The following is a 12,501-nucleotide window of genomic DNA, read 5'->3' as shown; positions in this document are numbered from 1 at the left end:
TTACCAAGCAAGGCCCACGTACCCAGGTTCGGCCCGGCGCTCGTCGGCGTCGGGAAGGTGGATGAGGTCGACGATCACCGGGGCGTTCCCGTGGGGCAGCACCGACAGCACGGACGGGTCCCTGGTGCCGACCAGGCACACCTCGGCATGGTCGAGCACCTCCTCGACGGACTCCGCGAGCAGCTGCGCGAGGTGCGGCAGCCGGTTCTCGATGTACTCGCGGTTCGCGCCGAGCAGCCGGGACAGGCTGACATTGGCGTCGTAGATCTTGAGGTCGTACCCCTTGCCGAAGAGGCGCTCCGCCAGCTCGACGAGCGGGCTTTCGCGCAGGTCGTCGGTGCCGGGTTTGAAGGACAGCCCGAACATCCCCACCCGGCGCTTGCCGGTGCGCTCGACCAGGTCCACCGCGCGCTGGAGGTGGTCGGCGTTGGAGGGCAGCACATGGGAGAGGATGGGCACCGAGACATCGGCCCGCTGTGCCGCGTGGACCAGGCTGCGCAGGTCCTTGGGCAGGCAGGAGCCGCCGAAGGCGAAGCCGGGCCGCAGGTAGGCGGGGCTGATGTTCAGCTTGCGGTCGGCCAGGAACACGTCGATGACCTGGTGCGAGTCCACCCCGAGCGCCTGGCACACCGCGCCCAGCTCGTTCGCGAAGCCGATCTTGAGGCCGTGGAACGCGTTGTCCGCGTACTTGATCGCCTCGGCCACGGGGACCGGCACCCGGAACACCTCGCCGGGCAGGCCCTCGTACAGCGCCAGCACGGCGTCGCCGCTGGCCGGGTCGAGTTCGCCGATGACGGTCTTGGGCGGGTCGAAGAAGTCCCGCACGCTGGTGCCCTCGCGCAGGAACTCCGGGTTGACCGCGACGCCTACGTCCACCCCGACCGTGCCGCCGAGGTTCTTCTCCAGGATCGGCACCAGCAGGTTCAGGCAGGTGCCCGGGAGCATGGTGCTGCGGAACACCACGGTGTGCCGTCCGCCCCGCTCGGCGAGCGCGGCGCCGATCTCCTCGGTGACCCGCTCCAAGTAGGTGGTGCACAGGCTGCCGTTGGGCTCCGACGGTGTGCCGACGCAGATCAGCGAGATCTCGCTGTCCATGATGGCCTCGCGGACGTCCGCGGTGGCGCGCAGGGCGCCGGTCCGCACGACGTCGGCGATGAGCTCGCCGATCCGCTCCTCGACCACCGGGGCCTTGCCGTCGTTGACCAGGTCGACCTTCACCTGGTTGACGTCCACGCCGATGACTTCGTGGCCCATGCTGGCCAGGCACGCGGCCGATACGCAGCCCACGTAGCCGAGCCCGAAAACGCTGACTCTCATGACCCGTTCCTCCCCCCACGCAGGCCCTTGTGGCCTGCGGTCCCCCCAGCAAGGCCCTGGTGGCCTGCCGTCCACATGTCGGCCGGCCGACGCCCCCCACGCATCAGTAGGCCCCCTGCCCGTGCAGCACCGCACGCATCGTCTTCCACAAGATCACCGTGTCGAGGGCGAGCGACCAGTCCTCCACGTACCTGAGGTCGAGGCGGACCGCCTCCTCCCACGGCAGGTCGCTGCGTCCGCTGATCTGCCACAGGCCGGTGAGGCCGGGCTTGACCAGCAGCCGCCGCCGGATGTCCGGGTCGTACGCGGCGCACTCCTCGGGCAGGGGCGGCCGTGGGCCGACGAGCGACATCGATCCCGTCAGTACGTTGAACAGCTGCGGGAGTTCGTCGAGCGAGTACCGGCGCAGCACTCCCCCCACCCGGGTCACCCTCGGATCGTGACGGACCTTGAACAGCAGCCCTGCGCCCTCGTTCTGATCGGCGAGTTCGGCACGTGCCCGGTGGGCGTCGGCGACCATGGTGCGGAATTTGAGGATGGTGAACTCCCGGCCGTCCTTGCCGACCCGGCGCTGGCGGTAGAAGGCCCCGCCGCGGCTGTCCGCCAGCACGAGCAGCGCGACGGACACCATCAGCGGCGCGAAGAGCAGCAGCAGGACCGCCGCGCCGACCCGGTCGACGACCGCCTTGATGGCACGGCGGCCTCCGGTGAAGGCCGGCAGGCTGACCCGCAGCAGCGGGATACCGAGCACCGCGTCGACGTGCAGCCTGGGGCCGGCCACCTCCATCAGCACCGGCGCCACGACCATCTCGGCTTCGCTGCCTTCGAGGTTCCAGGCCAGCCGCTGCAGCCGGTCCGGAGTCCAGTGCGGGTCGGGTGTGACGGCGACGACGCGGTAGCCGTCGTGGTGGACGTGCTTGGCGACGTCCGTCAGCCGGCCGACGACCGGCACGCCGTCCAGTTGGTCGCCTTCGCGCCCGCGGCCGTCCGGCGTGCACACGGCCTCGACGCGCCAGCCTATGTGCGGGAACTTGCGGGTTCGGCTGATCAGGTCGCGCACGGTGGCCGGGCTTCCGGCGGCGAGCACCGGTCTGAGGCACCGGCCTTCCTTGCGCTGTTTGTGCAGCCAGAGGCGGAGCACATACCGCTCGGTCATGGTGACCAGCGCGATCGCGGGGATCGCGACGAAGATCCAGAGCTTGATGTTGCGCGAGGTGAGCGCTATCCCGCCGAGCGCCAGTACGACGGTCGCCGCGAACAGCGAGCGTCCGAGTCTTCGGAATTCCTCGGCGCCCTGGCCGAGTACGGCCGGAGCCCACGCCCGGCCGACCGCAAGTGCTGCCAGCACCAGCAGCCAGGTGCCGAAGGCGAGTATCCCCCACTTCTCGTGCCAGTTGGCCGCGTCCCGGGCCCCGAAGAAGTTGCCTATCGATGCCACCACCAAGGCGGTGGCCACGGTGTCGCTGGTGATCACGGTACGGCGGTACCGCTGTTCCCAGTCGCTCGCGAGCTGGCTCATCGACTCTTTCGCCAGACGCCCGCGCGCCGACGAAAAAGGATCGACTATTCCCCCCTGTCGCACAGAAACCCCCCGGTCCCCAGTGATACGACGTGTTCGCCCAACACTGCTGCCCCTCCCCCACGGGAGGCCCCCGCCTCCCGCACGATTCCTCCCCTTGGGAGGTCCCCGCCCCCCGCGATGCGCTGTCCCTTCCCCGCGAGAGGCCCCCGCCTCCCGCGCACGACATCACGGCTACTGCAGCCCGCCTGAACAACTCACCCTGGCCGCAGCACACTCATATGCCCGGCCAGACTCTCGAGCTGCGTGAAACCCCGTCGACACCTCGGATGCTCCCCGCACCCGAAGCCCCTCTCGGGCCTCAAGAATTGATCACCCCCACGTCGGCGCCAGAGACGCGGCTACTTGCCCCCTGCATCGCCGACCCATGGATCACCATTTGTCGCCTCGTGTCCCAGCATGCGAAGCAAGGTCAATCTAGACCATCGGAACCCGTCTGGAGAGTGGAACGTGTGGAATTTGTGCCCGAGATTTGAAGATGGCTCCAATGGATCGGTGGCCGACTGCGGGTGCCGCGGCGACGGAGGACGCGCCTGTGACCTGTGCTGCCGGGTTCGGACGGGGTCGGTCCGGCGAGATCTCGTCGGTGAGCACAGGGCGGTGGGAGCGGGTGGGAGCAGTCGACGGCACATAGAAAGCGGAATCTCAACGCTCTGTTCAAGCAGCCAGACACCGAGGCCGCACGGACGAGCCGCGCCGGACCACGGGGAAGTCAAGGGTCACTTTCGACAATCTGCGCGACGGGGTGCCGCGTCCCGCTCGGCACGTGGACGAGACCCTTGCCGCACCTGAGCCTGCGGGACGTGGACGTCAGCACGACGGGGATCAGCCGGCCGCCGCCGCGGACATGCTGTCACCGCGGGCAGCGGCATGGCCGGCCCCACTCTCACGCGGCACATCGACCTCGGTGGCCGCACAGTCCTGGACGGCGGACACTCAATGCGTCCCGCTTCGCGGCTGGTAACAGCCTTGCGGAGACGACGGCTCCACACCGGACACGCCACGCTCCAACGATTGCGGTGACCGGCGTTGCTGAACCTCGGCGAGGTCGACGCGTACGACGGCGAGCACACCGTCCGTGCGCGACCAGGCTTCGAAGGCGGTCACCGACACTCCACACGCCCGTCCGTCGACAACAGGTCGACAGAACAGCAGGAACTGTCCAACTTCCCTGAAGAGCCCTCCGTAGACCTGCCCGAGTTTCCAGCCAAACTCTGTCCCGATGCGCAACTCCTTGCGCAGCGACTCGTCCGACGCGGGACGACGATGCAACTCGCGGTGCTGCGCGTCCACTTGACGGGCTCGGCCGAGCAGAAGATCGACAGCCTCCGCCTTCACGACGTCTCGGTCATCGCACGGCGTGGTGCCCTCGAATTCCCCGCGGCCGCCACTCGGTCGCTGCCAACCTGAAGGACACGGCGGGCGTCCGGACCGTCCTGGCCCTGATCCAGCGGGCCGGGGCGCTCATCAAGGGCTTCCGCCCCGGAGCGACCGAACGCCTCGGCCTGGCCCCGACATCTGCCTGGAACGCAACCCCACCTCCCCCTCTTCCGGCCAGAGGTCACGCGGAGCAATCCTCTCTGCCACCACCCTGGCCTGCGACAACCCAGCCATGTACGCCAAGGCGGACCACGCTTCGCGGAAGGCGCCGTTTTCCCCCTCTCCATGCCTCTCAGCCGCCGCTCCGCGAGCGGGCATGGTGGTCTGATGCATAGCCTCGCCCCGAACTATGTTGCCCCACCACATGTGCCCCTCACTTGCGCCTTCCTACGGTGTGCGAACACGTACCCGTCCCCACCGCACACGAGGAAGTGGCGCACATGGCCTCAGCAGCATCCGCTCCCCCAACGCCCGCGAATCTCAAGCGCATCGTCGCCGCCAGCCTCATCGGCACCACCATCGAGTGGTACGACTTCTTCCTCTACGGTTCCGCCGCCGCGCTCGTCTTCAACAAGCTGTTCTTCCCGGACTCGGATCCCCTGGTCGGCACACTGCTGTCCTTCCTGACGTACGCCGTCGGGTTCGCCGCCCGCCCGCTGGGTGCGCTCGTCTTCGGCCACTACGGCGACCGGATCGGGCGAAAGAAGCTGCTGGTGCTGAGTCTGCTGCTGATGGGCGGGGCGACGTTCGCGATCGGGTTGCTGCCGACGCACGCGACAGTCGGCGCAGCCGCTCCTGTGCTGCTGACAACTCTGCGTCTGGTTCAGGGCTTCGCACTGGGCGGTGAGTGGGGCGGCGCCGTGTTGCTGGTGTCCGAGCACGGGGATGCCCGGCGGCGCGGCTTTTGGGCCTCGTGGCCGCAGACCGGCGCGCCGGCGGGGCAGTTGCTCGCCACCGGTGTGCTGTCCCTGCTGACGGCCGTGCTGTCGGACGACGCCTTCGGGACCTGGGGCTGGCGGATCCCGTTCCTGCTCTCCGGGGTGCTGGTGATCGTCGGTTTGTGGATTCGTCTGTCTGTCGATGAATCGCCGGTGTTCCAGCAGGCGTTGGCGCAGGCCGAGGCCCGCAAGGCCGACCGGAGTGCGGAGGCGGAGAAGCTGCCACTGGTGTCCGTGCTGCGCCACCACTGGCGGGACGTGCTGGTCGCGATGGGCGCGCGCATGGCGGAGAACATCAGCTACTACGTCATCACCGCGTTCATCCTCGTCTACGCCACCACCTCGGCCGGCGTCTCCAAGCAGACCGCCCTCAACGCCGTACTGATCGCATCGGCCGTGCACTTCGCGGTCATCCCGGCCTGGGGCGCGCTGTCGGACCGGGTGGGACGGCGCCCGGTGTATCTGCTGGGCGCGGTCGGCGTCGGGCTGTGGATGTTCCCGTTCTTCTCCCTCATCGACACCGGCGGCTTCGGCAGCCTGATCCTCGCGGTCACCGTGGGTCTGGTGCTGCACGGCGCGATGTACGCACCCCAAGCCGCCTTCTTCTCCGAGATGTTCGCGACCCGGATGCGCTACTCGGGCGCCTCGATCGGCGCCCAGTTCGCCTCGGTCGCGGCCGGCGCCCCGGCACCCCTGATCGCCACCGCACTGCTGGAGGACTACGGCAGCTCCACCCCGATCGCCCTGTATGTCATCGCCGCGGCCCTGCTGACGGTCCTCGCGGTGGGGCTCGCCAAGGAGACCCGTCAGCGGGACCTGGCGGATGTCGAACCGTCCGCGGGCACGGAGCCTGCGACTGCCCCGGCGGCGGACGTACGCACCGTGTGACCCGCCGCCAGCCAGCCCCCGTACGCCTCGCGTACGGGGGTCAGTGCTGTGCGCGGGCCGACAACCGGTGCAGCCGCAGGGCGAGTTGGATCTCCAGGGCGCGGGCGGGGTCCTGCCAGTCGTCGCCCAGGAGGCGGGCGACGCGTTCCAGGCGCTGCGCCACCGTGTTGACGTGGACGTGCAGTTCGTCCTTGGTGCGGGCCGGGCTCATGCCGCAGGTGAAGTAGGCGTCGAGGGTGTGCACGAGGTCGGTGCCACGTCGTTCGTCGTAGGCGACGACCTGGCCGATGGTGCGCTCGACGAAACCGGAGATGTCCCGGTCCCCGGCGAGCAGCAGGCCGAGGAAGCCGAAGTCCTCGGCCGCGGCTCCGTCGCCGGAGCGGCCGAGCAGGCGCAGGGCGTCCAGGCAGCGTCGGCCCTCGGCGTAGGCGGCGGCCGCGGTGTCGGGGTGGGTGGCGAGGTCCTGGACGGGGGCTGAGGCGCCGACGGTGACCTCCTCGTGGACCGCCGTGCCCAGTTCGCGGGCGGTGCGTCGGGCCAGGTCGGTGGCGGTGTCGCCGGGGGCCAGCGGCAGCAGCAGGACGGTGCCGCCGTCGCGGGCGGCGGCCAGGCCGCGCCGGGTCGCCGCGAGGTGCGAGGCGGCGGACCACAGGCGGCGGCGGGCGGCCGCCTCCTGGTCGGCGTCGGGGGCGGTGCCGTCGAGTCGGGCGGCGAGCACCACATGGGTGGCGTCGAGGTCGGCGTGCAGCCGGGAGGCGCGCTCGCGCAGCAGGCGTGGGTCGCGGTCGCGGGCGTCGAGGAGGTCGTCCAACAGCTCGCCACGCACGCGCTGTTCGGCCTCGGCGGCCGAGCGTCTGGCGAGCAGCAGCAGTGAGGTGACCATCGCGGCCCGTTCCAGGGTGCGTTGGTCGACGGGGTCGAGACCGGGGTGGCCGCGCAGGACGAGCGCGCCGAGCAGTTCGCCGCCGGCGGCCACGGCGGCGATCCAGTCGTCACCGTGCCGTACGGCGTGCCCTTCGGCGCGGGACGCCTCCAGGGGTGTTGCCGGTGCGTCGGCAGCCTCGGTGAACTCGACCGTTCCGTCGAGTACTTGGGAGACGGCCGCCGCCACGTCGTGGACCCCGCCGCCGCGCAGCACCAGCTCCGCGAGCCGGTCGTGGACGTCGGAGGCGCGCTCGATGACGGCGCTGCGGTCCCGGATGATCTCGTTGGCGCGCTCCAGGCCGGCCAGGGCCGAGCGGGTCTCGGTGAGCAGATTGGCGGTGTCGATGGCGGCCGCGGCCAGTGCGGCGAACGAGCCGAGCAGCGCGATCTGTTCCCGTTCGAAGACCCGGGCGCGCCGGTCGGCCGCGAACAGGACCCCGATGACGTGGTGGCCCAGCATCAGGGGCACCCCGAGGATGGCGACCAGGCCCTCGTCGCGCACACCGTTGTCGATCGTGTTCGTGTGCTGGAAGCGGTCGTCCTTGAAGTAGTCGTCGGTGACGTACGGGCGGGCCGTCTGGGCCACCAGGCCGCCGAGCCCCTCCCCCATGCCGAGCCGCAGCTGCTGGAAGCGGGCGGCGACCGAGCCCTCGGTCACCCGCATATAGGTGTCGCCGCGCTCCGGGTCGTTCAGGCTGAGGTAGGCGACGTCGGTGCCCAGCAGGGAGCGGGCGCGCTGCACGATCGCCTGCAGTACGGCGTCCAGGTCCCGCAGGCCCGCGAGGTCGTGGGCGGTCTCGAAGAGCGCGGACAGCTCGGCCTCGCGGCGGCGGCGCCCCTCCAGCTCCGCGCGCACCCGCAGCGCGAGCAGTTTGGCGTGCTCGAGCGCGGCGATCGCTCCGGCGGGCCTTCCCTCGGCGCGGGCCAGCAGCACCGGCTGCTCGTAGGCTTCGGCGGACGCGCCTCTGGCCAGCAGCTGGAGGTACGGCGTCTCGGCGCCGGTGAGCGCGCCTGCTGCGGCTTCGGCTTCGGTGCGCTCGGCTGACTGCACGTGATCGCGGGACATGCCCACAGGATCACTCATGGCGAGGCCACCTGGTCAGCCCTGTGGACAACTCGGCGATGCACCGCTGCCTGCCCGGTCAGTGCGCGGTCCAGCCGCCGTCGAGGACGAGCGAGGTACCGGTCACGAAGGAGGCCTGGGGGCTGCACAGATAGGCCACCGCCTCGGCGACCTCCTCCGGTTCGATGAGCCGTTTGACGGCGCTGTCCTGCAGCAGCACCTCCGCCAGGACGCGTTCCGCGGGGATTCCGTGCGCCTGCGCCTGGTCGGCGAGCTGCTTCTCGACCAGGGGGGTGCGCACATAGGCGGGGTTCACACAGTTCGAGGTGACGCCGTGGGGCGCGCCTTCGAGGGCGGCGGTCTTGGACAGGCCCTCCAGACCGTGCTTGGCGGCCACATAGGCCGACTTGTAGGCCGAGGCCCTCAGTCCGTGGACGGAGGACACGTTCACGATACGGCCCCACCCCTGGCCGTACATGTGGGGCAGCGCTCCGCGGATGAGCCGGAAAGGTGCCTCCAGCATCACGGTCAGCACGGTGTGGAAGACCTCGGGCGGAAACTCCTCGAGGGGCCGCACCAGCTGCAGCCCGGCGTTGTTGACCAGCACGTCGGTGCCCGCGGCGGCCAGTTCGGCGGCGTCCAGGTCGGTGAGGTCGAGGACCTGTGCTTCGACCGTACCCGCGAGGCCCCTGGCCTGCTCGGCCAGCGTGTCCAGGCCCTCGGCGTCCCGGTCGACCGCTCTCACCTTGGCCCCGGCGGCCGCGAGGCGCAGCGCACAGGCACGGCCGATGCCACCGGCGGCGCCGGTGACGAGCGCGGTACGGCCGCCGAGGTCGAGGGAGGGAGCGTGGGGAGCCGGAAGGGCACTGGGCGGGGTCATGTCTCGACCCTAAGCAGCAGCCCCTCCTCCCCACATGTGCTCAGCACCCATACTTCACTCGGAACTCATGGGCTCGAACCATGTGGGTTCGTCGGACAGGGCCTGCTTGATCCGGAAGTAGTGGTAGTCGGTCATGACTGGCAGCTCGTCCAGCGCGAACCAGCCGACCGCCAGGGACTCGTCGTCGTTGACCCGGGCCTCGCCGTCGATGACGCGACAGCGGAAGCAGAGGTCCATGAACTGGCAGATGTCGCCGTTGGGGTAGGTGACCTGCCGTCCGGTCCGGACAGTGATCAGCCGCTCGACGGCGACCCGGACGCCGGTCTCCTCCTCCACCTCCCGCGCCAGTGCCGCGGCGGGCTGCTCACCGGGTTCCGGGATGCCCGAGATCAGCGCCCACCGGTGGTTGTCCGCACGCTGCCCGAGCAGCACTCTGCCCTCGTCGTCGAAGACGACGGCGCTCACGCCGGGAAGCCAGAGCAACTGGTGGCCTGCGGAGGCCCGGATCTCGCGGATGAAGTCAGGAGTAGGCATGACACCGACCCTAAGGGGCCGGTGTCCCGGTAGCGCGCACTTCAGGGAGCGTGCGCCGGGCGTAGGGCTACACGTTCCGGGCGCGCCGCCCGCGCAGACCGGCGCCGATCGCCCAGCCGAGGCCGCCCGCGGCGACCAGCACGAGGGCGATCTCCGGCAGGATGCCCACCCGGGTGGCGGGCGTCTCCGAGGAGCGCAGCGGCACCTTCTGCACCAGGTGGGCGTGGACGAACATGCCGGTCTTCTGGGTGATCTTCCCGTCCGGCATGATGACCGCGCTGACGCCGCTGGTGACCGGCACGGTGACGGTCCGGCTGTGTTCGACGGCGCGCACGCGCGACATGGCGAGCTGCTGGTAGGTCATCTCGCTGCGGTCGAAGGTGGCGTTGTTGCTCGGCACGGAGATCAACTGCGCCCCGTCGGTGACCTCGGAGCGCACGGTCCAGTCGAAGGCGGCCTCGTAGCAGGTGACCAGGCCGACCTTGGCATGGCCCATGCTGAACACGCCGGGCTTGGTGCCGCGGCTGAAGTCCTGGCGGACCATCGAGGTCCAGTTGCTGTTGATCGCGCCGATGAGGGGGCGCAGCGGCAGGTACTCGCCGAAGGGCTGGATCTGCCGCTTGTCGTAGCTGTCGGTGGGGCCCTTCTTGGGGTCCCACAGGATCTGCTCGTTCCACAGCTTGCCGTCCCGCTCGACGACGCCGCCGACCGAGATGGGCACGCCGATCGCCTTGGCCGCGCTGTCGATGACGGCGTACGCGTCGGCGTTGGCGAAGGGGTCGACGTCTGAGGAGTTCTCCGGCCACAGCACGAAGTCGGGCTTGGGCGTCTTGCCCGCCTTGACCTCGGCGGCCAGGCGCATCGTCTCCCGCGCGTGGTTGTCGAGCACGGCGCGCCGCTGGGCGTTGAACTCCAACCCGGAGCGCGGCACATTGCCCTGGATGAGGGCGACGGTCGCATAGCCGTCCTCGGCCTTGTCGCTGACCAGCGAGCGGGCGGCGACCGCGCCGACCACCGGGACGGCCACGCTCAGCAGCGCGACGGCCGCCGCCGACCGCTGGACGTCACGCGTGCGCCGCACATCCAGGGCGAGGCGTACGACCTCGTAGAGGCCGAAGCCGCACAGGACGACCGCGAAGCCGAGGACCGGGGTGCCGCCGAGCGCCGCCAGCGGGAGAAAGACGCCGTCGGCCTGACCGAATGCGATCTTGCCCCAGGGGAAGCCGTTGAACGGCACGCGCGCGCGTGCCGCCTCCCCGGCTATCCACAGCGCTGCCGCCCACACCGGCCACGCGGGCAGCTTGGACACCACGGCGACACCCGCGCCGACCAGTGCGACGAAGATCGCCTCGATCGCCACCAGCGCCAGCCAGGGCACAGGGCCGACCTCGACGCCGGTCCACACGAGCAGGGGCAGCAGGAAGCCGAGGCCGAAGAGGTAGCCGAGGCCGAGGCCCGCCTTCCAGGTGCGGCCGCGCAGCACCCAGCCGAAGACTGTGAAGGCCGGAACGGCCAGCCACCACAGGGTGCGGGGCGGGAAACTGACGTAGAGCAGCACTCCGGAGAGCGCCGCGGCGAGGGCCGGAACGAAGCGTACGAGGCGCGCCGCGCGCGATGCGGGCGAGGCCTGCGGCTGCAACTGGTCCGACTCGTCCACGGAGGTTGCGGTGACGGTCACTCCGGGAGTGTACGGCGCGTGACTTTGACGCGGACAGCACGGTCCAGGGGGTGGCACGGGGCACCGGTCCGCACGGGAGCCGTATCGTTCCTGCGCAACTCGGTCCAACTCATCCACAAAACGTCCATCAGCGGTTACGGTGTGCCCAGCCACAGTCGCGCGGCCGGTCACGGCCTCGGCGGCCTGGGTCGTTCGAGGTCGGGGGGCTTCGGTCCGGTTCGGGGGGCGGGGTGGGTTCTACAGGGATGACGTCTGCAGCCGGTCCGGGGGAGGTCGGCGAGAGACGAAACGTTTCCGACGCGGTGGGTGTGGTGGTGCTCGGTGCGTGCGCCACCTGGTCGCTGGTCACGGCGACCGTGCAAGACGGCCGCCCGGAGGGTGTGCTGCTCGCGGTGCTGGCCGTGGCGGCCGGTTATGCCGCGGGGCGGATCTGCGGGGCGCTGCTGCCGGTGGCCGCGCCGTGTGCCGGGGCGCTGACCGGGCTGGGCCTGGCCGTCGCCGTGCCGCACCTCGCCCCGGGGCCGCAGATCGTGGCACCGCTCGGACACACCGGTGCCACTGCCGCGCTGCTGACCCTGTGCGTGGGGGCTGCATGCTGCGCGGCCTGGGCCGCCGACTCGCCCGGCGGGCGGTTCGCCCTGAGCGCGCTGGCGGCCGGCATCACCGTGACCGCGGCCTTCCTGGGGTCGCTCAGCGGTTTCGTCATCTGCAGCGCCGTGCTGCTGTGCTCGCTGGCGGCCGGCCGTATGCGCAGCCGTGCGGCGGGCATCGCCGGACTCGCCCTGACCGCGGCCCTGGTCACGGGTCTGACCTGGGCAGTCGCGGGAAATTCGCTGCCCGAGGGACTGACCACGTCCCTGGACGGCCCGCTCACCGAGCACCGAGTCCAGCTGTGGCAGGACGCCCTGCACATGGCGCACCGCAACGCGGCGCTGGGCGTGGGACCGGAACGTTTCGGCGAACTGAGCACGACGGCGAGCGGGACCCTGCTCTCGGACGGCAAGCCGCACTCGGCGCTGTTGCAGCAGGCGTCGGAACAGGGCCTCGTCGGAGTGGTCCTGCTGGGGGCGTCCTTCTGCTGGGTGCTGCATGGGCTGTGGCGCTCTCCGCGGCCCACGCCGGTGGTGCTCACCGCGGGGGCGGCCCTGACGGGACTCGCGGCGATCGCCGCGGTCGGCAACGCCCTCAGCTTCACCGCCGTGTCGGTCGGCGCGGGCCTTCTCGCGGGCCTGGCCACGGCTCGGCCGCTGGCCGAGGAGCCACCTCAGCGGGAGGCGACCGTACGACCGCGTCGTGACCGGCTCACGCCATGACGGGGCT

10 protein-coding genes are annotated in these 12,501 nt (G+C 70.8%); 3 read left to right on the top strand and 7 right to left on the bottom strand.

Annotation, left to right across the window (positions count from 1 at the left end):
* From ACIBW9_RS10455 to ACIBW9_RS10445, 3 genes are all read right to left on the bottom strand, one after another.
* Positions 1-1,317, bottom strand: coding sequence for a nucleotide sugar dehydrogenase (locus ACIBW9_RS10455; RefSeq protein WP_398953284.1), 1,317 nt, complete (start codon positions 1,315-1,317; stop codon positions 1-3).
* Between the two features lie 103 nt (positions 1,318-1,420).
* The gene (locus tag ACIBW9_RS10450) at positions 1,421-2,899 is read right to left on the bottom strand and encodes a sugar transferase (RefSeq protein ID WP_398953282.1); all 1,479 of its coding nucleotides are present in this window, start codon (positions 2,897-2,899) and stop codon (positions 1,421-1,423) included.
* Positions 2,900-3,832: 933 nt separating this feature from the next.
* The gene (locus ACIBW9_RS10445; RefSeq protein WP_398953280.1) at positions 3,833-4,234 is read right to left on the bottom strand and encodes a hypothetical protein; all 402 of its coding nucleotides are present in this window, start codon (positions 4,232-4,234) and stop codon (positions 3,833-3,835) included.
* 35 nt (positions 4,235-4,269) lie between these two features.
* On the opposite strand from ACIBW9_RS10445, the gene ACIBW9_RS10440 reads away from it, so the two are divergent.
* The gene (locus ACIBW9_RS10440) at positions 4,270-4,611 is read left to right on the top strand and encodes a CoA transferase (RefSeq protein WP_398953978.1); all 342 of its coding nucleotides are present in this window, start codon (positions 4,270-4,272) and stop codon (positions 4,609-4,611) included.
* Between the two features lie 105 nt (positions 4,612-4,716).
* The gene (locus ACIBW9_RS10435) at positions 4,717-6,102 is read left to right on the top strand and encodes an MFS transporter (RefSeq protein WP_398953278.1); all 1,386 of its coding nucleotides are present in this window, start codon (positions 4,717-4,719) and stop codon (positions 6,100-6,102) included.
* Positions 6,103-6,142: 40 nt separating this feature from the next.
* Here ACIBW9_RS10435 and ACIBW9_RS10430 read toward each other — a convergent pair whose 3' ends face one another.
* From ACIBW9_RS10430 to lnt, 4 genes are all read right to left on the bottom strand, one after another.
* Entirely contained in the window at positions 6,143-8,092 is a 1,950-nt protein-coding gene (locus ACIBW9_RS10430; protein WP_398953976.1) for a helix-turn-helix domain-containing protein, read from the bottom strand.
* Positions 8,093-8,168: 76 nt separating this feature from the next.
* A complete protein-coding gene (locus ACIBW9_RS10425; protein WP_398953276.1) occupies positions 8,169-8,969 on the bottom strand; it encodes a 3-hydroxybutyrate dehydrogenase in 801 nt (266 codons plus the stop codon).
* A 54-nt stretch (positions 8,970-9,023) separates the two neighbouring features.
* Entirely contained in the window at positions 9,024-9,503 is a 480-nt protein-coding gene (locus tag ACIBW9_RS10420) for an NUDIX hydrolase (RefSeq protein ID WP_398953274.1), read from the bottom strand.
* A 67-nt stretch (positions 9,504-9,570) separates the two neighbouring features.
* Complete coding sequence (gene lnt, locus ACIBW9_RS10415; protein ID WP_398953272.1) at positions 9,571-11,181, bottom strand: apolipoprotein N-acyltransferase; 1,611 nt, start codon at positions 11,179-11,181, stop codon at positions 9,571-9,573.
* 245 nt (positions 11,182-11,426) lie between these two features.
* Between lnt and ACIBW9_RS10410 the strand changes: the two genes are divergently transcribed.
* Positions 11,427-12,494, top strand: coding sequence for an O-antigen ligase family protein (locus tag ACIBW9_RS10410; protein WP_398953271.1), 1,068 nt, complete (start codon positions 11,427-11,429; stop codon positions 12,492-12,494).
* Positions 12,495-12,501: the final 7 nt, after the last annotated feature.

The sequence above is a fragment of the Streptomyces sp. NPDC049541 genome (assembly GCF_044465725.1).
In the GTDB taxonomy this organism is placed as follows: Bacteria; Actinomycetota; Actinomycetes; order Streptomycetales; family Streptomycetaceae; genus Streptomyces.
The sequence above is the reverse complement of the archived record's forward strand: the minus strand, read 5'-3'. Positions and strand labels throughout refer to the sequence as shown.